At 43.9% G+C, this 23,759-nt stretch carries 23 protein-coding genes; 4 read left to right on the plus strand and 19 right to left on the minus strand.

Translation table 11 applies throughout. The features are described 5' to 3' along the window. Positions 1-63: 63 nt before the first annotated feature. From gdhA to sigY, 4 genes are all read right to left on the minus strand, one after another. Positions 64-1,434: an NADP-specific glutamate dehydrogenase gene (gdhA, locus tag ACTJJD_RS15645; protein ID WP_129547966.1), complete on the minus strand. Its 1,371-nt coding sequence runs from the start codon at positions 1,432-1,434 to the stop codon at positions 64-66. A 308-nt stretch (positions 1,435-1,742) separates the two neighbouring features. Further along, entirely contained in the window at positions 1,743-1,955 is a 213-nt protein-coding gene (locus tag ACTJJD_RS15650) for a transcriptional regulator (protein ID WP_326110058.1), read from the minus strand. Then, positions 1,952-2,263, minus strand: coding sequence for a YxlC family protein (locus ACTJJD_RS15655; protein WP_008345570.1), 312 nt, complete (start codon positions 2,261-2,263; stop codon positions 1,952-1,954). The genes ACTJJD_RS15650 and ACTJJD_RS15655 overlap by 4 nt, the downstream gene beginning before the upstream one ends. Continuing rightward, positions 2,263-2,793 (minus strand): RNA polymerase sigma factor SigY, encoded by a 531-nt coding sequence (gene sigY / locus ACTJJD_RS15660; RefSeq protein WP_440608620.1) that lies wholly within the window; start codon positions 2,791-2,793, stop codon positions 2,263-2,265. Before sigY ends, ACTJJD_RS15655 begins: the two co-directional genes overlap by 1 nt. Positions 2,794-3,281: 488 nt before the next feature. On the opposite strand from sigY, the gene ACTJJD_RS15665 reads away from it, so the two are divergent. Next, complete coding sequence (locus ACTJJD_RS15665; protein WP_440608621.1) at positions 3,282-4,313, plus strand: pectate lyase family protein; 1,032 nt, start codon at positions 3,282-3,284, stop codon at positions 4,311-4,313. Between the two features lie 56 nt (positions 4,314-4,369). On the opposite strand, the gene cydC is transcribed toward ACTJJD_RS15665, so the two are convergent. From cydC to ACTJJD_RS15740, 15 genes are all read right to left on the minus strand, one after another. After that, positions 4,370-6,106, minus strand: coding sequence for a thiol reductant ABC exporter subunit CydC (cydC, locus tag ACTJJD_RS15670; RefSeq protein WP_440608622.1), 1,737 nt, complete (start codon positions 6,104-6,106; stop codon positions 4,370-4,372). Then, positions 6,096-7,832, minus strand: a complete 1,737-nt coding sequence (gene cydD / locus ACTJJD_RS15675) for a thiol reductant ABC exporter subunit CydD (protein ID WP_394157309.1) — start codon at positions 7,830-7,832, stop codon at positions 6,096-6,098. Before cydD ends, cydC begins: the two co-directional genes overlap by 11 nt. Next, positions 7,832-8,848, minus strand: a complete 1,017-nt coding sequence (gene cydB / locus ACTJJD_RS15680; RefSeq protein ID WP_440608623.1) for a cytochrome d ubiquinol oxidase subunit II — start codon at positions 8,846-8,848, stop codon at positions 7,832-7,834. The genes cydD and cydB overlap by 1 nt, the downstream gene beginning before the upstream one ends. After that, entirely contained in the window at positions 8,835-10,250 is a 1,416-nt protein-coding gene (locus ACTJJD_RS15685; RefSeq protein ID WP_058213460.1) for a cytochrome ubiquinol oxidase subunit I, read from the minus strand. The genes cydB and ACTJJD_RS15685 overlap by 14 nt, the downstream gene beginning before the upstream one ends. A gap of 329 nt (positions 10,251-10,579) precedes the next feature. Further along, complete coding sequence (isdG, locus tag ACTJJD_RS15690) at positions 10,580-11,701, minus strand: heme oxygenase (protein WP_052320542.1); 1,122 nt, start codon at positions 11,699-11,701, stop codon at positions 10,580-10,582. Position 11,702: 1 nt separating this feature from the next. After that, positions 11,703-12,716: a FecCD family ABC transporter permease gene (locus ACTJJD_RS15695; RefSeq protein ID WP_251210584.1), complete on the minus strand. Its 1,014-nt coding sequence runs from the start codon at positions 12,714-12,716 to the stop codon at positions 11,703-11,705. Then, the gene (locus ACTJJD_RS15700; protein ID WP_440608624.1) at positions 12,713-13,651 is read right to left on the minus strand and encodes an ABC transporter substrate-binding protein; all 939 of its coding nucleotides are present in this window, start codon (positions 13,649-13,651) and stop codon (positions 12,713-12,715) included. The genes ACTJJD_RS15695 and ACTJJD_RS15700 overlap by 4 nt, the downstream gene beginning before the upstream one ends. Before the next feature lie 18 nt (positions 13,652-13,669). After that, positions 13,670-14,419, minus strand: coding sequence for a class B sortase (gene srtB, locus ACTJJD_RS15705; protein WP_017358682.1), 750 nt, complete (start codon positions 14,417-14,419; stop codon positions 13,670-13,672). Positions 14,420-14,445: 26 nt separating this feature from the next. Then, entirely contained in the window at positions 14,446-15,216 is a 771-nt protein-coding gene (locus ACTJJD_RS15710) for an ABC transporter ATP-binding protein (protein WP_440608625.1), read from the minus strand. After that, positions 15,203-16,189: a FecCD family ABC transporter permease gene (locus ACTJJD_RS15715; protein WP_017368325.1), complete on the minus strand. Its 987-nt coding sequence runs from the start codon at positions 16,187-16,189 to the stop codon at positions 15,203-15,205. Before ACTJJD_RS15715 ends, ACTJJD_RS15710 begins: the two co-directional genes overlap by 14 nt. 33 nt (positions 16,190-16,222) lie before the next feature. Further along, the gene (gene isdE, locus ACTJJD_RS15720; protein WP_007497917.1) at positions 16,223-17,110 is read right to left on the minus strand and encodes a heme ABC transporter substrate-binding protein IsdE; all 888 of its coding nucleotides are present in this window, start codon (positions 17,108-17,110) and stop codon (positions 16,223-16,225) included. 77 nt (positions 17,111-17,187) lie between these two features. Then, a complete protein-coding gene (locus ACTJJD_RS15725) occupies positions 17,188-18,996 on the minus strand; it encodes an NEAT domain-containing protein (protein WP_440608626.1) in 1,809 nt (602 codons plus the stop codon). 19 nt (positions 18,997-19,015) lie between these two features. Continuing rightward, positions 19,016-19,672, minus strand: a complete 657-nt coding sequence (gene isdC, locus ACTJJD_RS15730) for a heme uptake protein IsdC (protein ID WP_035702537.1) — start codon at positions 19,670-19,672, stop codon at positions 19,016-19,018. Positions 19,673-19,692: 20 nt separating this feature from the next. Next, the gene (locus ACTJJD_RS15735; RefSeq protein WP_007497924.1) at positions 19,693-20,151 is read right to left on the minus strand and encodes an NEAT domain-containing protein; all 459 of its coding nucleotides are present in this window, start codon (positions 20,149-20,151) and stop codon (positions 19,693-19,695) included. Between the two features lie 371 nt (positions 20,152-20,522). Next, on the minus strand, positions 20,523-20,855 hold the full coding sequence (locus ACTJJD_RS15740; RefSeq protein ID WP_007497926.1) for a winged helix-turn-helix transcriptional regulator: 333 nt from the start codon (positions 20,853-20,855) through the stop codon (positions 20,523-20,525). 179 nt (positions 20,856-21,034) lie between these two features. Here ACTJJD_RS15740 and ACTJJD_RS15745 point away from each other — a divergent pair, with 179 nt between their 5' ends. Genes ACTJJD_RS15745 through ribD form a run of 3 tightly spaced genes read left to right on the plus strand, consistent with a single transcriptional unit; the run spans position 21,035 to position 23,745 of the window. Next, positions 21,035-21,928: a VOC family protein gene (locus ACTJJD_RS15745; protein ID WP_057078870.1), complete on the plus strand. Its 894-nt coding sequence runs from the start codon at positions 21,035-21,037 to the stop codon at positions 21,926-21,928. Beyond that, a complete protein-coding gene (locus tag ACTJJD_RS15750) occupies positions 21,906-22,667 on the plus strand; it encodes a GTP cyclohydrolase II (protein WP_008345606.1) in 762 nt (253 codons plus the stop codon). Before ACTJJD_RS15745 ends, ACTJJD_RS15750 begins: the two co-directional genes overlap by 23 nt. After that, positions 22,654-23,745 (plus strand): bifunctional diaminohydroxyphosphoribosylaminopyrimidine deaminase/5-amino-6-(5-phosphoribosylamino)uracil reductase RibD, encoded by a 1,092-nt coding sequence (gene ribD / locus ACTJJD_RS15755; protein ID WP_144739682.1) that lies wholly within the window; start codon positions 22,654-22,656, stop codon positions 23,743-23,745. Before ACTJJD_RS15750 ends, ribD begins: the two co-directional genes overlap by 14 nt. The last annotated feature ends 14 nt before the right edge of the window (positions 23,746-23,759 follow it).

Below are 23,759 nucleotides of genomic sequence, written 5' to 3' on the forward strand. Positions count from 1 at the left end.
TGTCATTCTTACAAGACGATTCCCGATCTTGTGATGAAATAAACAGGTGCGGGAGAGCAGGAGTTAAATGACGCCTTGTGCGATCATGGCATCTGCCACTTTGCGAAATCCTGCAATATTTGCGCCTACCATTAAGTTTCCAGCGTATCCGTATTCTTCAGCTGTCTCAGTACACTGACGATAAATCGACTGCATCATTTGTTTCAACTGACCATCTACTTCTTCAAAAGTCCAAGACATTCTCGCACTGTTTTGCGCCATTTCTAACGCCGAAACACCCACTCCGCCAGCATTTGCCGCTTTTGCTGGTGCAAACAAAATATCATGTTGTTCAAATACTTTGACGGCCCCAAGTGTGGACGGCATATTGGCCCCTTCTCCTACAGCGATGACACCGTTTGCCACTAGCTGCTGTGCTTGCGACTCTGAAATTTCATTTTGGGTCGCACATGGCAGCGCAATATCACAAGGGAGAGACCAAATTTGTTCGCAATCTTCAATCAATTCAGCATGCGGGTGAATGTCTATGTAGGCACCAATTCGCTGGTTGTCGACTTCCTTCAGCTGCTTCACTGTCTCAAGTGAAATGCCTTGAGGATCGTAAATGGCTCCGCTTGAATCACTACAAGCCACAACCTTTCCGCCTAATTCCAATACTTTTTCCATCGCATAAATCGATACATTTCCTGACCCAGACACAACAACAGATCGCCCTTCAAATTGCATTCCGTGGGCTTTTAACATTTCTTCCATAAAGTACACCAGTCCATAGCCTGTCGCTTCTTTTCTCGCTAAGCTGCCTCCAAAACCAGGACTTTTTCCTGTCAGGACACCTGCTTCATACGCACCACGCATTTTTTTGTACTGGCCGAACATATAGCCAATTTCGCGTGCACCTACACCAATATCTCCTGCCGGTACATCTTGATCAGGTCCAATATAACGACTGAGTTCACTCATAAAACTTTGAACAAAACGCATGATTTCTCCATCAGATTTCCCTTTAGGGTCAAAATCTGATCCACCTTTTCCTCCGCCGATCGGCAAACCTGTCAGTGCGTTTTTAAAGATTTGTTCAAACCCTAAAAACTTGATGATGCTTGCATTGACCGATGGGTGAAACCGAATGCCCCCCTTATAAGGACCGATGGCACTATTAAATTGAACCCTGAATCCTCTGTTCACCTGTACTTTGCCTTCATCGTCTACCCACGGTACACGAAACATCACAAGCCGCTCAGGCTCAATTAAGCGTTCTAAGATCCCCTGTTTTTCATACTCTGGGTGTTTTGCAAAAACCGGGACGAGGGATTCCAGAATTTCTTTTACGGCTTGCTGGAATTCCGCCTCGCCTGGATTACGTTTTTCTACATCCTCTAGCACACGGTGAATGTAGCTTTGTGCTGTTTGTGCTGCTCGATCTAAGGTCAACATGTCTCATCTGCCTCCTTGTCAATATCTCACTCTTTGGTTGTTAGATTTTCTAACGCATATTGAGATTAATTTAACACCATTTGTAAAAACTGATCAATATTGATAACAGATGAAAACGATGCCGAAATGAGATAGATCAAGCAGGATCACCTTTCATCATGAAAATGACCCGCTCAAAGAATGACTATCGTGCTAGAAATGACGAACTGGACGTTCAACATCCCGCTTTCTTTGACACATTCATGAAACTTTCACTTTTTCTAGATGATGATCATTCAAAAAAAAGGTCAAAAGTTTTACAACGTCTTTCAATCTTTTCTGAGCTTTTCTCCTCTTTTCCGATCAGGTAAGACAACACACAGCCAATATAAAATAGAAGAAGATGGGAAGTTGATTAACCCAATGATGCCCCAGAACCATTTATAACGCCCTCTTTTCTTAGCATCCATAAATAAGAGAAATCCTTGTGCAAACAGTAACGGCAATGCACACAATAAGATGATCATATCCGTCTGACTCATAAGGAGGACCCTCCTTTAATCTGTTGATATTCCTTGATGCCGACAACCACACAGAGCGGCACGCTCACCACTTGGAGAAGAATGAAGATGATGGGCAAATGAGTAATGGCAGCTGCAAAAAGTGTCATGATGGTCAGACTGACGATGATGTACGCCAGCACTTCTTGTTTAAAACGTTTTTTCTCTTTTTCCTTTGCCTGCTTTAGCATCAACATCAAAGCTTGTTCACTCGGCTTTTCTACTTCGATTTGTTCATCGAGCTCTTGCAACTCCTCTTTTAAACGATCGGCGAAACGATCTTCTTTCATCAGTCCCACTCCTTTCGAATTTTCTTGATCCCATGATGAACCCTCGATTTCACCGTACCTTCTCTCACCCCGAGCATCGAAGCGATTTCAGGGTAAGTAAAGCCATAATAGTAATGGAGAAGGATCGGTGCTCTCTCCTGAGCCTTTAACTCATTTAGAGCATCCCACATGTCATGCCAAGTATGGCCTTTTTGCTGAACATTCCATTTGAACCGGCGGATGGCTTCTTGATTCGCCTTTCCTTCTCTCGTTTGTTCACGTTTTCTTTTCTTTTGATGATCTAAAAATTGTCTAGATGCAATGGACATGAGCCATGTTGAAAATAATGAATCTCCTCTAAAAGAAGAAAGTTTCATGTACGCTTTGAGCATCGTTTCTTGCATGATCTCCTCTGTCAACTCTTGTTGAAGGGTCAGTTTCATCAAATAACGGTAAAGAAACGAATAATGATGCCGATAAAGGGCGGTAAATGCGGCATCATCCCCCTGTTTTGCCCGCTTGATCCATAAAGTCTCCTCGGTCTGCTCCAAACACGTCCCTCCTACCTTTCTATCTCTTATTGATTAGACGACACCGGTGATCGCATCGTTTAAAATAGACCTTCTTTTTTTAATTGGAGCCTTTTTTACCTGCTGTTTAGCGCACGGATCTATTTGATATCCAATTTTTTCTTATGTAATGATTATGACATGTCTTTGTCTCTAACAAAATGACGCTTTCGTAATCATCTTGATTTTCCTTAAAAAGAAGAACGTCCTTTTCATAATCACTAGGTTACCCCAATACCTATCGTCAATGATCCTTGTCTCATGTAGATAAATTGAAATAATCATTGCCTTAGTTTCCTTGAAAATCGTGGAATACTTCGTTTCAATTCTTAGCCGATGATACCTTTTTGCGTGCTATGCTCTTCCTACATTCCGAAAGAGGCGATGCTGGCGAAGGAAGGAGGAGCGGTTGAATCGCAGCTTTTTTTGGAAACGTTTACATTAAAACGAAATAGAGAATGGAGATGTTCATGTTGAAGAAAAAAGTTCCAATGTTAGCTGGTGTGTTAGCGGTTGGTCTCGTGACTTCATTATTTGCGCCAAATGGGGAAGCAAAAGCAGCAACGAAATATCCAGAAAGCCCTTCGATTATGGCCAATTTTAATCAGCAAGGATTCTCCACATTAAATGGCGGTACAACAGGCGGTGAAGGCGGTAAAACGGTGACGGTGAAAACCGGAAATGAACTATTAGCTGCCCTCAAAAGCAAAGGAACAAATGAAAAATTGAAAATCGTGGTAGACGGAACGATTACTCCTTCTAATACTTCAGCCAATAAAATTGATGTGAAAGATACAAACAATGTCTCCATCGTCGGTAAAGGGAAAAACGGCGAATTTAATGGGATTGGTATTAAAGTATGGCGTGCCAATAACGTCATCATCCGCAACCTCAAAATCCATCACAGCAAAATCGGTGATAAAGATGCTATTGGAATTGAAGGGGCCTCTAAAAACGTATGGGTCGACCATAATGAACTTTACAACACTTTGAACTCTGGGAAAGATGACTATGATGGGTTATTCGATGTGAAAAATGACTCCGATTACATTACGTTCTCATGGAACTATGTCCATGACAGCTGGAAAACAATGCTGATGGGCAGCTCCGATAACGATAACTACAACAGAAAAATCACATTCCACAACAACCGCTTTGAAAACTTGAACTCTCGTGTACCGTCTATGCGCTACGGAGAAGGTCATGTGTATAACAACTACTACAAAGGCATCCATACAACTGCGATTAACTCTCGTATGGGCGCAAAAATGAGAATTGAGCACAACGTATTTGAAAATACAAACAATGCCATTGGCAGCTGGGACAGCCGTCAAGTCGGTACATGGCATGTCATCAACAACTCTTATATTAACAGCACAGGCAGTCTGCCAACGTCTTCAACAGGTACGTACAACCCTCCTTATAACTACTCTTTGCTTAACGTGAACAATGTGAAATCAGAAGTTGTATCAAATGCGGGTGTAGGAAAAGTAAATCCTTAAGCTTAAAAAACGTTCGGGCAGAAATGTTCTGTCCGAACGTTCTTGTCATCCATTTTTTACACGACCGAAAATGGACGATCCATCTCATACAGGTTTTGATAACGCAGGTTTTCTTTCAGCAAATCATGATGCTGCCCCTGCATCTCAATGCGTCCACCTTCAATAAACATCATACGATCGCATGCCTCACAGCCAGTGAGATGATGGGTGATCCAAATGACTGTTTTTCCTTTTAACACACGGAAGATCGTTTCAAGCAATTCACGCTCTGTGCGTGGATCAAGCCCGACGGTTGGCTCATCTAATACAACAATCGGTGTGTTTTGCAGCAAAATCCGAGCTAGAGCCATACGCTGTCTTTCTCCACCAGAAAAACGAACCCCTGTCTCTTGTACACCTGTGTGATAACCTTCTGGCAAAGACTCAATGTAATCGTGCAGCTGCACTTGCCGCGCGGCTTCTTGTACTTGCTCTTCTGTCGCTTCTGGTGATCCTAAACGAATGTTGTTTAAAACAGACGTATCGAATAAATAGGGCTGTTGATTGAGCACAGACACATAGGAGGATATCTCCTCTTGAATGCTTTGTACCGGTTTCCCCTGAATGCTGACGACCCCTTGATTTGGCACGACTGCCCCTTCTAACAATTTTAAAATGGTCGATTTGCCTGCACCGCTCTTTCCTAAGAGAGCGAGCGATTCACCTTGCTTCAGGGAAAACGAAAAATGCTTTAGTACATGTTGATCTACTTCATATCCGAAGGTGACTTGATCAAAACAGACCGCTTCAACGCCATCAGAGACGGGTGTCTCGTCTGCTGCCTCCCTCTCCACTAATCCTTCATACGACTGCTCTTCATAATGATTTAATCTGCTGACGGCATGCTGATAAACAGGAATATCGCCTGCTGCATCTGACAGCGGAAGAAAGGCTTCTGTTAATGGAAACAGCACAAGCACAAAGGCTGCGATGAGCGTGTGCGGCATAGAACCAGCCTGAACGACTGAGCCGCTCCAATACACAACAAGGACGACTGCTCCTCCAATGACTAGCTGTGCTAAAAATTGGCGCAGACGGATAAACCGATGCTTTGCCGCTTCGAGTGCTAATAGCTTTGCTTCTTTTCGTTCATAGCCTTCAACAAAATCGTTCTGCCTGCCGCTAAACAACCAGTCACTCACGCCCATGACGGCATCTGTTAAATGGCTGTACAGTTCATTTCTGCCTTTCTTCATTTGAATTTGTCTCGCCCGGTTCACAAGTACTGTGATGTATGGGAATACAAATACGAGCAGCGCTATATAAAGCAGCATCAACCCGGCAAAAGGCCATGAGAAAAGCCCAAGTGCTCCAATCGATGCGGCATATAAAAGCAGCGCACCGATGGATGGAAAGATTGTTTTTAAATACGCATCCTGTAATCTCTCCACATCTTCTGATAACAGCCCAAGCATTTCACCTGTTCCAAGCTTAGTCTGTTTGGCACTTCGTTCAGCCATATCATAAAGACGTACCCGCATTTTTTCAATCATCGTCAAAATGAGCTGATGACTCGCCAGTCTTTCTGCATAACGAGCAGCTGAGCGTGAAATACCAAAGGTACGTACTGCCACGATTGGGACATAGACCATCAAGATATTCTCAGGTCTTGTGGCAGCTTTTGAAATGAGGAACCCTGACGTATACATGAGCATAGAAGCAGAAAACACCACAATCGCCCCTAAAAAAAGCACCAAGGCAAACAGCTTTTGATTCTCCTTGATATAAGGTATAAACCAGCCTTTACTGACCATGTGTGACCGCCCCCATTTGTTCCTGTACCAATTGATAGTACACACCTTTTCTTTTCATTAATGATTCATGAGTCCCCATCTCTGCAATCGTCCCATGATCCATCACAATGATTTCATCCATATCCGTCATCCAATGAAGTCTGTGTGTGGCTAAAAACACAAGTTTATCTTCAAACAATGGAAGCATTGTTTTCTTCAATTCATACTCTGTCTCAATATCCAGATGAGCCGTTGGTTCATCTAACAGCATAATGGATCGTTGGCCGAGCACTGTGCGAGCGAGTGCAATCCGTTGCGCTTGTCCGCCGCTCAGCCCTCTGCCCTGTTCGCCAATGACCTCATCCAGTCCATTGGGGAGATCAGCTACGAGCTGAGACAAACCTGCCTCTTCCACCGCTCTTTCGACGTCTTCATCAGTTGCATTCGGTTCATAAAAACGAATATTTTCTCTCAGTGTCATGTGAAATAAATAAGGATGCTGCGGCATATAAACGACTTCTTTTTGCCATACCGCCAGCTGTAAATGAGCAAGCGGCTTTCCGTTTAGGATGATTTCACCTGCAGACGGTTCAACAAAACCGCCGAGAACATCCGTTAACGTCGATTTCCCCGAACCACTGGCACCGATGATCCCAATCTTTTTCTTTCCTTTCACAGTAAGGTCCACATCCTGAATCGAATAAGGAGCATGTTCATCATGCAACACACTGACATCTTGCAGTGTGAGCTCAGATTGCTCATTCCACTCGTTCAGCTGCACGGATTGTGTCTCCTGATCTCGGAAGCCCTTTTCCTCTAAAATCACTTGAATGGCCTCATTCGCTTCTTTTCCGTTTAACGTCGCATGATAATCATTACCTACTTCACGTACTGGCAAAAAATATTCTGGCGCGAGCATCAGTGCGGTCAAAGCCGGCAATAACAAAAGATCTCCTTCAATTAAGCGCAAGCCGAGAAATACAGCGACAGTCGCAATGGACAGCATAGAAAAGAAATCGAGAGCAAAAGATGAAAGAAAGGCGACTTTCAGTGTGCTCATCGTCGCCTTTCGATAACGCTTTGAGACCTCTCCAATATTGCGAGAATGCTTTTTGCTAATCCCTAAGTAGCGAAGCGTTTCAAGGCCACGGAGAGAATCAGTAAAATGATTGGATAATTTCTCATACGATCTCCATTGTTTGGCCGCTTTACGCTGAGCGACAAGTCCTAGCAAAATCATAAAAACAATTAAAATCGGCAGCGTGACAATCAGAATGACAGCAGATGTTTCATCTAATGTCCAAACATAGACAAGCACCATCACCGGAATAACTGCCATGTTCACCATTTTCGGCAAAAACAGCTGTAAATACTGACGATATTGGGCAATGCCCTCCATCGCCAATGTCACAAGCTTTCCTGTTCCTTTTTTCTTCGTGAAAGCTGGCCCTAAACGGAAAAGCTGGTCCAACAGCTGCTTTCTCACGTCTGCTCCAATTCGGGAAGAATAGGTGAACATGACCTTCTCCCGCATCAAGGTGAGACCGTGCCGCACCAGAAAGGCAGCAAGAAACAGCAAGACATAAGGCGTTGCCTGCATGAGGCTCTTCCCGTCAAACAGCGTTGTTATGGCATGTGCCAGCCACTGTGCTTGAAAAATAATACTTGCTCCTTGGATGATTGACACAATACCTAAGAGGGCAAGAAGCCCCCTCATTCCTTTTAGTTGAAGCAAACGTTTATCCATTAGTAGGTCATTGGCTCCTTACCGCTTACACGTTTACGGAAGACATAGTAGCTCCAGATTTGATACCCAAGCACAAAAGGTAGCAAAGAAATGGCAACAATCGTCATGACCGTCAGTGAATAAGATCCTGATGCAGCGTTTTGAATGGTGAGGTCGAATGCATGGTTGATCGAACTAATCATGACACGCGGGAATAATGCTGTGAAAAGCATGGTCACCGTCACCATAATACCTGCACCTGTGAATAAAAATGTCCATCCATCACGCTCTTTTCTCATAAAGAATAGAGCCGCTACATAACAAACCACAATGAGTACAGTTAAAGGGATTGTGATGATCGGACGCACGGTATAAATGTCTGTTTCAAGAATAGACACACCAACAAATAGAACAAGAACTGGTAGTACAATCAATAAAACACGCTGACCGAGCTTTCTTGCACGATTTCTTAAATCGCCCTCAGTGCGGAGTGTGACGAAAATCAATCCATGCAGGAGGCAAAGCACCGTCACGGCTACCCCGCCGATCACTGAATAAAGATTCACAAAGTCTGTAAATCCAGCGTACATATTCATGCTTTGATCAATGGGCATTCCTCGTAAAATGCTTGTGAAAAGCACTCCGAGTAAAAATGGCGGAAGCAGACTACCAAAGGAGATGATCCAGTCCCACGTTTTGATCCATGAAGCCTTCTCGACCTTCCCTCTAAATTCAAAGGCGACCCCCCGCCCAATGAGCGCTAATAGGAGAATCGTAAATGGAATATAGTATCCGCTGAACATCGTAGCGTACCAGTGAGGAAAAGCGGCGAAAATAGCCCCGCCAGCTGTAATCAGCCAGACCTCATTCGCATCCCAGAAAGGACCAATCGTATTGATTAAAATGCGGCGCTCGTGTGCATCTTTTCCAAGCAGCTGCATGGACATCCCGACACCAAAATCAAATCCTTCTAAGAAGAAAAATCCAACAAACAATACTGCGACAAGAATAAACCAAATCTCGTTAAGATATGCCATGATATGCGCCTCCATCAAATGGATCTGTAGACAGGTCCGTTTCATCCTTTTGATCTGTATTCTCTTCAGAATGTGCACCTTTTTTAATTTCTCGAATGAATAAGTAGGCAAGCACGATGGCAAGAATCAGATAAATGGTCGTAAAGCTAATGACTGAGAATAGCAACATGCCGTACGATACGTTTGGTGAAATGGATTGTGCGGTTGTCATCATACCAAAGACTGTCCACGGCTGACGCCCAATTTCCGTCATGATCCAGCCCGCTGAGTTTGCAATAAACGGGAACGCAATCATCCATACCATGAAGCGTAAATACCATTTGTTTGATTCTAGTTTTTTTCTAAAGCTCAAATACAAACCAATCATACTAGCAAAAATCATCAACATGCCGGCACCCACCATGATTCTAAAGCTCCAGAAGGTTGTTTTGACTGGAGGAATGTAATCCCCAGGACCAAACTTTGCTTCATATTCTTTTTGAAGGGTCAGCATGCCTGGCACATCTCCACTAAACTTCGAATAGGCCAAGTAACTTAAAGCAAACGGAATATTGATCTCCGCAGAGTTTTCTTTTTTATCTGTATCAATGTTGGCAAATAGTGTCCAAGCCGCTGGATCTCCACTATCCTTCCAAAGGGCTTCACTTGCTGCCATCTTCATCGGCTGTGATTCCATTAAGTGCTTTGCTTGATCATGTCCAGAGAACGCCACACCTAAGCCAGAAATGAAAGCAAGCACCATGGCAATCTGGAAAGATTTTTTGAAAAAGGTCACTTCTTGTTTTTTGATCATTTTATAGGCACTGACACCCGCAATAAAGAAAGCACCGGTTGCCAATGCACCAAACAGAACGTGCGGGAACTCTACCCAAAGTTGCGGATTTGTTACGAGCGCCCCAAAGTCATTCATTTCTGCACGGCCATTTTTAATCACAAATCCAACTGGCTCCTGCATAAATGAGTTGGCGAGTAAAATCCAAAACGCCGAAAAGATCGTACCAAGAGAAACGAGCCAAATACATAACAAATGAATTTTTTTCGGTAGACGGTCCCAGCCGAATATCCAAAGACCAATAAAGGTCGATTCAAGGAAAAAGGCCAATAGCGCTTCAATGGCAAGCGGTGCACCAAAGACATCACCGACAAACCTTGAATAATCTGACCAGTTCATCCCAAACTGGAATTCTTGCAGAATCCCTGTCACCACACCTACTGCAAAGTTAATTAAGAAAAGGTGACCCCAAAATTTTGCCATCTTTTTATAGATGTCTTTTTTCTTCACCACATAAAGGGTTTGCATCAATGCAACGATAAATACCAAACCTATAGACATAGGAACAAAAATAAAATGAAATAATGTCGTTGAGGCAAATTGAAATCTTGCTAAAAACAGCTCACTCACAGTCTTACATCCTCCCTTACTTTCGCATGCCGAATGATTCGAGATATTTATGCTCACCATTTCACAAAAAGTTCATTATTTGTTCAATGATTCACAAGTGAAAGTCCATTTGATATAGTTCACTCGGTGAAATTTTACTCTTGATTTTCATTCGGTTAGTTATTTATACCTGTACTTTACACCCATGCGCTTCAAAAATAAAGTAAATTTTACCTAAATTTTGGATAGGATTGTGTCAGTTGTTTGAATACTTTGTCAAAAATATGTGACGGAAAGAGACAATCACAAAAAAAATAGCGCTGCTTCTTCGCTGCAGCGCTTTTGAATATTTAGGCTTTTTTCTGTAAAGCGGGTCTTGTGACTTGCACTTCATAGTACGTAATTTTGTTTTTTAACAGCCCTTCAGGTTTCGCCTTTCCATGAGCATGCGCATCACCAAATGCCTGAGATTTTGTCCAATTCACAAAGTCTTCTTTTCGATTCCAGCGGGTGTGAATGGTCACTTCATCGTAATCAGTTGTCTGCTGAGTGACCCATACTTCCATACCTAAAAAGCCTTCCATAAATTCTACTTGTCCCTGCTTGTTAAACCGTTTAACAAGGTGGTCGGCACTGCCTTTTTCTACTCTTACTTGGTTGTTTACAATAATCATGTTTGGTTCATCTCCCTTTTGTTGTTGAATGGAGGCAATGGGGATAATGAGTGGATGTGGTCCGTCTAAGTGAACCTCTGCCTGAATCCCAAAAACCTCCTTGAAAAAGTCTTCTGTTAACACTTCTTTTGGTGAGCCAATTTGATGCACCTGACCTCGCTTCATAGCAATGAGGCGGTCACAATATTTTGCAGCCTGCTGCAAGTCATGGAGAACCATTAAAATGGTGATACCATGTGTTTGATTCAGCTGTTTGAGCAGCTCCAGTAATTCAAGCTGATGCGCAATGTCTAAATAAGTGGTTGGCTCATCGAGAATGATGGTTTCTGTCTTCTGAGCCAGTGCCATTGCAATATATGCCTTTTGTCTTTCTCCGCCTGACAATGTATGAAGCATTCTGTTTTCATTGATGCGGCTATTCGTCACCTCAAGCGCCCACTCAATCGCTTCATGATCGGACGTGCCGCTTTTTTTCCAGATGGAACGGTGCGGACTGCGTCCAAGTGCGACCAGCTCACGTACTGTCATCGATGGGATAGCGGTTCTCGTTTGCATGAGAACCGCCACCTCCTTGGCGATCTCCTGTGCCGTCATCTCTTTTTGCGGGATGTCGTGAATGTAAATCATGCCGCTTTCGATTGAGGTCAGTCGTGCGGCCGCTTTGATAAAAGTCGACTTACCTGACCCATTCGGGCCAATGATTCCGGTTACACTCCCTTTAGGAACAGCTGCTGAAATGGAAGACAGCCGAAAGCCGCCTTGACTGAGACTCACGTCATCCATTGCAATGACATCCATCTTAACCCCTCCCTTTCTTTTTTAATAAATAGAGGAAGAAAGGTGCACCGATGCAGGCAAGCAAAATCCCTACAGGCAATTCAACCGGTGTAAACCAGACCCGTGCTGCTGTATCGGCAAAGACCACAAGCACGCCCCCTCCAAGCATTGAAATCGGCAGCAAATACCGGTAATCATCTCCGATTAAAAGACGGATAAAATGAGGTACAACAAGCCCGACAAATCCGATTAAACCACTGACACTGACAGCCGCTCCAGCTAAAAGAGCGGCCAGCGCAATGAGAAAAAATCGAGTCCGCTCTACTCGAAGGCCCAATAGCTGAGCCGATTCATCGCCAAGTAAAAGGAGATTGGACGGTTTAATGGCGAAAAAACAAAGACATAATCCAGCCAGCGCATATGGCGACACAAAGCTAAGATGATGCCAGCTCCGTCCGTTTAACCCCCCTGATAGAAAAGGCAAAACAGCCTGCACACGCTCACTATAAAGCACCATAAACCCATTCATCACCGCACCAAGCAGGGCATTGACGGCAACACCTGCCAAGATCAATTTAAGCGGGGAAACCCCTTGATCAAATGACAGCATATACACGACAAGAGCTGCTAATAAGGCGCCCAGAAAAGCAGCTGCCGGAAGCAAATACGTGAATTGCGGGAGAACAATCATGCTGAGTACAGCAGCTAACCCGCCGCCCGCAGTCACACCAATGATCCCAGGGTCAGCAAGTGGATTTCGGACAACTCCTTGTAAAATCGCACCTGATGCCGCGAGACAGGCCCCAACGAGAAAACCAATGAGCACACGCGGCAGCCGTAAATCCATGACAATTTTTTCATGAACAGGCAGACCTGTTCCCGTGAAGACAGCCATTAAATCCGTCAGCGATAATTGGACAGAACCTACCGCAAGTCCTAGACAGACGCCCACACATAAAGAGAGAAACAATCCTGGTAACAGCCATTTTCGTCTTGACTGCCTTTTTTGAAAATCTAGTTCTGCATTCATCTTCATGATGACAATCGCTTCAATTTCTTCTCTAATTCATCGATCGCTCTGATGACTTCTGCGCCTGGATTTGTCCCAAATAGGTCACTTGGTAGAATCTCAACGTGTCCATTTTTGACAGCTGATACATCGTGCCACGCCGCATTTTGCTTCATTTCACTCATAAAGCCTGCTTTGACATCTTCAGGATTGCTGTGTGTCATCAGCAAAATGAGATCTGGATCGGCCTCGATTACCTTTTCTGCATTGATTTGTGCATATTGCGGAAACTTTTCGAGTGCTGGTTCATTTTCAGCAATATTCGCCCCACCAGCGATCCGCAGCAGATCACCGCTTAAAGATTGCGGAAGTGCCGCCATATATGTGCCGGGTGCACCATACACAACGAGCGTCTTTACTTTTTTCTCAGGCTGCTTCACTTGCTTGATCCGCTGATCGATTTGAGCATTGAGCGCTTTGGCCTTTTGCTGCTTTCCAAGTAAATCACCAAATAAACTAACTTGACGCTGGATATCCTTCACTGAGTTGGCACTTGTCAAAAGAAGCTGTGAACCAATCCCTTCTATAGTAGAGATATCCTTGCTGTTTAATGATTCATTCCCAAGCACCACATCGGGCTTTAAGCTCGTGATCAACTCGACATCAAATTGATGGGTTGTGCCAATTGATTGTACAGACTTTGCCTTTTGTAGATTGTCTGGCAATTCGGCAGTTGGCCGGCCGACAACCTGGCCACCTAAGGCATAAATGATGCTCATGTCGCCAGTTGACAACGAGACGATCCGTTCAGGTGATTCATGAAACGATAATGTTCTGCCGGCAAAATCCTGAATGTTGAGCGCACCTTGCTTGCTCTCATTCTCGACAGGCGCCGCCTGGCTGCATCCGCCGAGGAGAAGCACGACGACGAGTCCTGCCCAAATCACATGTAAACATTTCAACCGTCTGTCTCTCCTTTTCTAGTAAACTTTCTTTAGCTTCGCCTGTACCACGAGACGCTTGTTTTTAGGTGCCAGCACGTGATCACAGGTCGATAATGTGAGAATCAAGTCATCTGTGGATACGTCTGTTTTCGTTTGATAGATGGACTTCTTACGCACAGCTTGCAAGTAGTGCGCATATTCACCAAGATCCTGAAAATCAGTCTGAATATAATCGAAATCGACTGTCGTCTCATACACAGCAAAAATCTCTGCTTCATAGCTTTGGTACAGCGTATCGTACTGAAATGTGCGATGATCTTGGAAGAAATCTTTTTTCAAATAGTTTGTGAGACCAGCAAACATAGACCCATCCCTCATCCGATGACCGTACACCACTGTATTGGGACTTTCATGCAAGACGTCATTACGATAATCCATAAAGATACTGCCTGCCCGTGTGTCATCCTTTACATAATTACGAGTTAAATAGAACGCATTATCGTTTGACTGAACAATTGGATACTGAATCATCGTGTCCTTCATATCAATCCAACCGACAATGTCTTCATTCACCTTTCGCAAATCATCAAATGACTGACGGATTTCTCCAGGTTTTCGCTGTTTCATTCCATCCTCGTGTGTGTAAAGTGTCTGAGCCTTTGCAAGCACCTGACGATTTTGATAATAGCCAAAGAGCTCCAAGCCAATGGCCGTACCGCTATATAGAAAAACACCTAAACAGACGATCGTCAGCATTCGCTGCCCGATCCTTTTCCCTCGTTTCACACTGTCTCACCTGCTTTTTGCACAACTTATATGCCTACAGGCACGATATACATCCCTGTTTCTGCATCCTGCTTAATTGTGACAGACACATGATAAATGTGCCGCACCATCTCTTCTGTTAACACATCATTTGGCCGTCCTTCGCGGATAATTTGTCCATCTTTCATGGCGATGATGACATCACTATAGCGAATCGCCTGATTCATATCGTGCAGGACCATCACGATGGTTAATCCATGCTCGACATTGAGCTCTCGAATGAGCTCCAGAATGTCAAATTGATAATACATATCCAAATAAGTCGTCGGTTCATCTAAGAAAAGCATCGGTGTTTTTTGCGCTAAAGCCATCGCAATCCATACACGCTGCCGTTCTCCACCTGACAATGAGACAAGAGGCACCTTTCGCTTATCCGTCAGTTTTGTACAGGACAGTGCCCACTCAATTGCTTTCTCATCCTCTTCCTTGTCACTGCCGCGCATCGTCTGGTAGGGCGTTCTCCCAAATGCCACGACTCGTTCGATCGTTAAATCGAGCGGCGCTTCATTTTGCTGATGTACGACTGCCAGCTTTCTCGCCAGTTCCCTTGGCTTGAACGCATTCAGCTCTTGCCCATCTAAATGTATCTGTCCTTTGTTTGGACAATGGTTATGTGCCATCAAAGAAAGCAGCGTGGATTTGCCCGAGCCATTTGGACCGATAATGGTCGTGATTTTTCCTTTTTCAATCTTCGTGGTGACCGATTGAACAATGTCCCTCTGTCGATCATAGGAAAACGACACCTCACGAATGTCCATGCAGACGATCCCCCCTTCTTAATAAAAAGATCAGAAACGGTCCGCCAATGACAGCCATGATTGTAGAAGCAGGGATTTCATTTGGTGCCACAAGCGTTCTGCCGAGCGTATCAGCCGTCAAAATGAGCAGGGCCCCGCTTAACGCAGAAAATGGAATCAGTACCCGATGGTCCGAGCCGACGAGCCTTCTAGAGATATGGGGAATGAGCAAACCGACAAAGGCAATCACGCCCGCTACCGCAGCAGTCACCGCTGCTAATAACACCGCCGTGATTGAAATCAAAAGGCGCATTCTGGTCACACGCAATCCTAAGTTTTTCGCCGTCTTATCCTGAAGGGCAAGCAAGTTACACCATCTGCTAAAGAAAAGCGCAACCACAAGCCCAATGAGGCCATAGACACCGATTAAACGGACATCTCCCCACGTTTTCATCGTTAGATTCGACTGCCCCGACTGATTAATGGTGATATTGAAATAGCTGCAAATGGTCACAAACGCTTCTGCCATCCCTGTAAACATGGCATTGATGGCGATCCCCACCAAAATCATTCGAATCGGGCTTAAGCCGCCTTTCCAAGACAACACGTATACGAGGAAGCAGGCAATTGCCCCGCCTAAAACTGAAAATAAAGGAGAGTAGAAATAAAATTGAGGAAGCGCTGTAATTGCCATTAAAGAAAAGAAGCTAGCTCCCGATGAAATACCAATAACACCGGCATCTGCTAATGGATTCCTCATCACAGACTGCAAGAGGACACCGGAGACAGATAAAGCCGCCCCTGTAAACATCGCAATGAGCATGCGGGGGATTCTTAAATCTTTAATGATTTCTACCTGTGCATGTTGACCGGTCATAAGCCCTTCCAATAATTCAATCGGTGTAACATGAATGCTCCCCGTAATGGCGGAATAAATAAATACGCCGGCTAGTAAGAGACTGACTATCAGAAATAAAATCCCTGTTTTTTTCATCTTGAACGTCCTTTTATCATTAAGATTCGCCGCTTATGACGGGTACAACATACGAGTTAATTCATCTAATGCCTCTGCTGCCTTTAAGTTGCCTGTTGTCCCGAATAAGCTTTCTTCGAGGTCGTACACCCGGTCTTGTTTGACCGCATTAAAATGTTTCCAAATATCATTTGTTTTAAATTCTTGATCAAACATTTTGACGACTTCATCCGGCATCCCATGTGCGGCTCGGAGAATGATATCTGGATTGGCTTTTTGTAAATACTCCGTATTGGATGCCAAATACTCCATTTTCTCACCTTTTACGATGTTCTTTCCTCCTGCAATACGCACAAGATCACCGATATACGAATTCTCTGTTGCCACTAAATAACTGCCTGGTACACCAAGCAAAATGAGAACGGATGGCTTCGTCTTTCCCTTCGTTCTCTCTTGTATGTCTTTCTTTTTTTGTTCAAAATCATCCACAATGCGTTTCGCTTGTGTCTTTCTATCATATTTTTCTCCAAGCTTTGTGATGGCGTTCTCCATCTTGTCCAGGCTCTCAAGGTTGAGGTATGTCGCAGGGACAGAAGCTTGTTGAAAAGGCGTTTCTAAATCATATTGAAGGGTCGTGACAGACAGGACATCTGTCGGTTGAAGTGATTGGATGATTTCCATGTCCGGGCTCATTGGGTTACCGACTTCTGGGAGTCCTTTGTATCGAGCCGGCAAGGATTTTTGACTTGTTGGCACCCCGACAAGATCTACCTCTAGCGCATCCATGATCTCAGCAGCAGCTACAGTCGTTGCCACAATGCGGGCACTTGATGCTGCGCTTTTTTTGCCTTTCGCTGAGCTTTCAGCTGATTGTGAGCAGCCTGCTAAGAAGACGCACACACATAGAGCCGTGATCAGGGTACATAACATTCGATGCTTCAAAAAACAGAAGCCTCCTTTCGAAAAAAAGGAAGTGGATGCGCCGAGATGAATGGCGCACCTCACTTAAAATAGATTCTTTATCTTGTACGAGTTTGATACTTTCTGACGAGCACGAATAGTGACCCGCCGAATAAAAGAATGTACACCCAAAGAAGTGAAGTATCTCCTGTTTTCGGGTTCAGCTGACCTGTCTCAGACTTGGTTTGGTCATCTGATGGCGTAAAGGTCATCTGCTCTGCACCCGTTTCCTCAGGGGCGAGATTCGCAAGCTGGTTTGGTTGAGAATCGTGATCATTTGGATTTTTCACAAATCCGATGCTCTCATCGTCTCCGATCACCGTCGCAATTCCGCTTCCTTCACCACTTGCGATACCTTTCGTATCATAGACAAGTTTGACATCGTACTGCTCATGATAATTTGCAGCTGGAATGTCAATTTTCACGCGTGCTGCCTGATCACTACTCAAACTTTTTGCTTCATATTGAATCACTCGTGTATCTGCTTTTTGATCAGCCTTTGCAACTAGCGTCTCTTCAAATTTACCGCCGGTTCCTACCTGGAACGACGTGATGGCTGAGCTGTTCTTGACAGTGTATGAAACAAAATGGCGGCCATTTTTCACCACCAATGTCGCAGGGCTCACGACGTAATCGTTCATGCGAGAAAGCTCATCTTTGTCTGCTTTCTTCATTGAAAAAGGAAGCTTGTACACCCCGTCTTTTAGCTGAACTGTCTCTTGATTCGTTCCGCCGTTCGTTGTGTCTGGTGCTGGTTTATTTGGTTTTGGTGTTTCTGGTGTAGCCGGTGTTTCTTCCTCTATTTGACCGTCCTTCAGTGGAACGATACTTTTTGAATCAAATTGAAAACGAATATCGTACGTTTGATCATAGTGAGCGGCTGCTACTACAATGTGTACTTTTCCGTTAACTGATTTTTTCAGATCAGACACTTCAAATGAAACCACTCTTGTGTTCTTTGCTTGATCTGTGCTCACGTTTTTCACTTCTTGATAAGAACCGTTTCTCTCTATTTTCAAAGAATCAACTGACGTATGATCCTTCACCGTAAAGGAAACGGTTTGCGTTCCATTTTTAACGGTTAACGATGCTGGATGTGAGAAGTATTGGCTCATCCGAGATGCCTCATCCTCATCGCCCTTCAGCACACTGTAGTTGATACGATACACACCATCTTTTAATTGGTTCTGCGTCGAATCAACTGGTGTTGTGCCGTTTTGATCATCTGGCTTTGTTTCGCTGTCGCCTGGCGTCGTGCCGCTTTGATCATCTGGCTTTGTTTCGCTGTCGCCTGGCGTCGTGCCGCTTTGATCATCCGGCTTTGTTTCGCTGTCGCCTGGCGTCGTACCATTTTGATCATCTGGTGTTGTTTCGCTATCGTCTGGCTTCGCAGGCGTGACAAGTGTGAGACTGCTCTGATCGAAAGCGAGCTGTACGTCATACGCCTCATCATAAATAAAGCCGCCTAAGTCCCAGTAAATTTTGACCCAGCCATTTAATTTGGCTGATACATCGGCTACATCAAATTTGATTACACGCGTATTTGCTGTCTCATCTTCACTGACCGTTTCAGTGGTGACGAGAGAGCCATTTTGTTCGACCTTGAAATCTGTGATTTCTTTGCTTTGCTTCAGCGTAAGATAGGCAGTCGTCTTGCCATTTTCGATGATGAGCTTAGCTGGCTTTTCTGTATACGTATCCATCATGGATGCTTCAGTGCTGCCATTTTTTAAAATGGTGAATCCGGCCGTATATTCACCATCAGCCAATGATGCCGCCTGAGCCGTTCCTTGAGGCAGCTGAAACGCAGTCAACAAACTGAATAAAACGAGCAGAATAGCTGTCTGTAGATGAAAAAGACGTTTCAAAAGATGACACTTCCTTCCGTTAATGCTTGATGATCCACTTTCTCGCTAAAAACCCGCCTGAACATAAGACAAGCACAAGGAGCCATCCCATCTGGCTTGTATCACCAGTTTGAGGATTTTCTTCTTGTTTTGTTTTGGTGGATGAATCAGTTGTTTTGGTTGTTTCTTTTGATGATTCTTGATGTTTTGCTGCACCTGCTGTTTCTTTTGAACTGTCAGAAGAAAGTGACTTGATGCTGCTTTCATCGAATTTCAGCTGGATGGTATAGTCGTGATCATAATCAGCCGATTTGACTGTGACATGGATTTTTGACTTGATTGGTTTAGACAAACTCTGTGCTTGGAATTGAACAAGCCTTGTATTGGCTTTCTTATTCGTTGATAGAACCGTCGTATCGACATAGCCACCATTTCCCGGCACTTTAAATTCCGTTACCCAGCTGCTGTTTTTAATGGTCATTTGCACAGTCAGCTTGCCATTTTTCACGATCACTTTTGCCGGCTTCAGCCAGTAATCATTTGCCATCGAAACGGCAGTTCCTTCGGCCTTCATCACAGTGTAATTGACGGAGTATGTACCATCATTTAATGAGGCAGCCTGTGCATTTGAAAAAGGCAGTATAAGTGCCAGCAATAATGCAGCCACAAAGGCTGGCATCCTGATCCATTTTTTCATCAGATGAATTTCCTCCCTTTTTATTGAACAGTTGCTGCATCAAACTTGACGCGAATATCGTAATTGCCTGTATATCCAATGACCGGTACTGTCACACTCACTTTAGCTGGTACAACATCTGTCAGGCTGTTGACATTGAACTCTACCGTTCTCTTATTAGCAGCTGTGTTTGTACTGATCACCTTTGCATCTTTGTAGACACCTTGATCCAATGTTTTAAAGCTTGTAATCCAAGAGCTGTTCGTTAACGTGACTTGCGCTTTGATTTTTCCATCCTTCACAACAAGCTTAGCTGGTTTTTCAAAATACGTATTTGCTGTTGACGTTGAATCACTGTCTGCTTTCCATACCACATATTGTGCTGAATATTGACCATCTGCTAAGCCTGCTGCTGAGGCAGAGCTAACCGGGGCTAGAGCAAACAATAGAACAAAGCTAAAGAATAATAAGACGTGTGATGCTGAACGAAGTGATTTCATATATATCCTCCTAATTGATATTGATAATTATTCTCAATAGATAATAAAAAAAATAACCTTTATCAGCGTATGAATCACACTCATAAATGATTATGATAATCATTATCAATTGAGTTTAAAAAATAAATCTTTGCTTTCGACAAGTCAAAGATGTCTGCTGCTACATGATGTAGTGATACACGGTTTAGGTAATCTGTCCCATTCATGATACCATGGCATAACCTCCCCATTCCATTACAGGGAAAAGAACCCTCTTCTCCTTGATATTATATGATGAATGAATTTATTGTCAACATCATTTTTCATACTATTGACTTAGATTTCTGGAAAATCACAAAAAAAAATCGATCAGGGGCACTGATCGAAATCGATTAAGAAGGGACATGTTCACCCTTTTCACTATTTTTTCGCTCTAAAGACCAAGCATACATTTCCCGTATGACTGGTTCAATTTTCTTTCCTTGTTCTGTTAGTTCATATTCAATCCGCACGGGAATGTCGGGATATACTTTTTTCTCAACAAGACCTTCAGCTTCTAAATCTTTCAGCCTTTCTGATAATAACCGTCCGCTGATGTTCATTTCATTTTCTAGCTGACAAAAACGTTTTGGCCCTGTCAAAAGCTGATTGATGATGAGAATCACCCACTTCTTCCCTAAAATCTCCATGGCATCTGTAATTGGGCAGCCATCTACTTGAGCCATACTTTACTCCCTCCTGCTTTTCTCTACTTTTTTTCATTATAACATAATTAATTACTTGAAATAAGTCACTAACTATTATATAGTTTAGTTACTAAAAGTAACAAGGTAATCATTTTTATCAATTTTCAATAAACCATTGAACATGCAGATGCATATAACATGAAGGAGATGACCGAGCTTTGAATACAATAGAGCAGGTAAGATTAGGTGTAACAGAATTACATGTGTCCAGCTTTGAGCGTTCTTTGCCTTTTTATACAGACATTTTAGGTTTTACTTTATTAGAACAGACGGATTCTACTGTCACGCTTGGCAGCAACGCAAAGGAACCAATCCTTGTGCTGAAAGAAGATGTGCAGCTGAAAGAGAAGCCGGATCATGAGCCAGGACTTTATCATTTTGCGGTTTTATTACCTACCAGAAAAAACCTGGGCACATGGCTGGCGCATGTGATCAAAAAAGGCTATCCTTTAATTGGAGCGAGCGATCACTTTTTCAGTGAAGCCATTTATTTAAGTGATCCAGATGGCATCGGCGTTGAGATTTATGCTGATCGTCCTCAGGACATATGGGTAGGTGAGCATGGAGAGCTGAAAGGTGGCGGAAATGCTCCGCTTGATGGAGATGGTCTCCTGCAAGAAGCCGCTGATTCCACCTGGGATGGACTCCCGGCTGGTACAGTCATGGGACACTTGCATTTCCATCTCAACCCAGAAGAAGCCGATTCCTTTTATGTGAACACGCTCGGTTTCCATATCCGAATGGCTCCCCCAGCCAGCTTATTCGTTGCTGGTGGCGTCTATCATCATCACCTTGCCTTTAATGCATGGGGACGCGGGAGAAAAGGAGCCATTGATCCACGTTTTTCAGGAATTAGAAGCTATACACTGGTTTTCCCAAAAGAAAGCGATAGAACATCCGTCGTCGAACGTCTGACAAAAGCAGGCGTTCACATGAACACGACAGGAAAAAGTAACGAATTTATTGATCCATTTGGCGTTCTCGTTCGTTTACAGATTGAAGAAACAGACAAAAAAGAAGGTGCAGAATATGGACAAACACACAGAGGTTAAAACAGCCATTTTAAAAGATAAAATCAAACGAGTACAGCAAGAAGACGGATTTATATATATCACTGGACCTATTAAACTGCCAGTGAATTTAGACGGTAGAACGGTCATGTTTAACTGGTATTCATGGTTAAAAGATGACGGGAAAGAACCATTATCAGATGAAGCTTTAATCGAAAGCCTTTCCTCCCGTGAACTTGCAGATCATCAGCAATCAAGTGTCCTTGTTTACGGAGATTTCGAACATGCTGATGAAGCGCTGATCCGCATGCATTCCATCTGCCACACCGGCGATATTTTCGGAAGCAAACGCTGCGATTGCGGGTTCCAATTGAAACAGTCTATGCGAATGATTGAGGACAATGGAGCAGGCGCACTGTTTTATTTAGCCAACCATGAAGGACGCGGGATCGGTCTTTTCAGTAAAGCTATGGCCTACATCTTGCAAGAAAACGGCTACGATACAGTAGAAGCAAACGAAGCACTAGGCTTTGAAGATGATACACGTCAATATGAAGAAGCGATTGCTGTTCTTCAAACATTGCGTACAAAGCCAGTCAGACTTATTACCAATAATCCGAAAAAGACGGATGCTATCAGTCATGCAGGCCTTTCTCTTTCTGGACGGATTCCACTTTGGGGTGATGTCTCTGAGTTCAATGAGAAATACTTGCAGACAAAAATTAACCGCTCAGGTCATATGAAGGCGGATCAAGAGGTGCGTACGATTGCCACATCATGAGCGATATATGAAACTAGCCCTTGAAAATGCCGAAGCAATGAAAGGTCAGACATCTCCCAATCCGCTCGTCGGGGCTGTGATTGTGCGAGAAAATGAAATTGTTGGGGTCGGGGCGCATATGAAGGCCGGCGAACCACATGCAGAAATTCATGCACTTAAAATGGCTGGAGACAAGGCAAAAGGTGCCACGATCTATGTGACACTAGAGCCTTGTTCCCACCATGGCCGCACAGGCCCATGCGCTGAAGCACTTGTGAAAGCTGGCGTAGAAAAAGTCGTCGTTGCTGCACTGGATCCGAACCCGCTTGTTGCCGGGCGTGGGATTGCCATTTTACAAGATGCAGGCATTCAAGTCATCACAGGCGTCATGGAGCAAGAATCCATTCTCATGAATGAAGTGTTCAACCACTTTATTACGAAAAAAACGCCTTTCGTGACACTCAAAGCAGGCATTACGTTAGACGGAAAAATTGCATCTGCTACGTCTGACAGCAAGTGGATTACATCAGAAACGTCCCGTTATGATGCACATCACATTCGCAGTATCAACGATGCGATCTTAGTCGGTGCGCAAACCGTCATTCACGACGATCCTTCATTAACAGCACGGATTCCAAACGGTCATCATCCAATTCGAATTGTCTTAGACTCTAAGCTGTCTATCCCGCTGACAGCAAAGGTGGTCACAGATCAGATGGCACCAACATGGATTTTCACAACAAAACAAGCCGATGAAGAAAAACGAGCCGCTTTAGAAGCAGCTGGCGTCAGTGTCATCATGACGGATAGCGATATCCGGGTGCCCTTACAAGAAGTACTTCAAGTGCTCGGAGAAAGAAATGTCTCCTCCCTGATGATTGAAGGCGGCGGACAAATCAATGCCTCATTTTTGGAGCAGCAGCTTGTCGATAAACTCGTCATCTACATGGCACCTAAGCTCATTGGCGGACGACTCTCTCCTTCTTTTTTCGGAGGCGAAGGCATACGCCTCATGAGTGATGCAATTGAACTCGATCAACTCAATCTTGAACCACTCGGAAAAGATATAAAGATAACGGGTTATCCTGTTTATCAATAACATACTTTCATAAA

Source organism: Bacillus sp. 22446, from assembly GCF_052044955.1.
GTDB classification, from domain to species: Bacteria; Bacillota; Bacilli; order Bacillales; family Bacillaceae; genus Bacillus; species Bacillus altitudinis.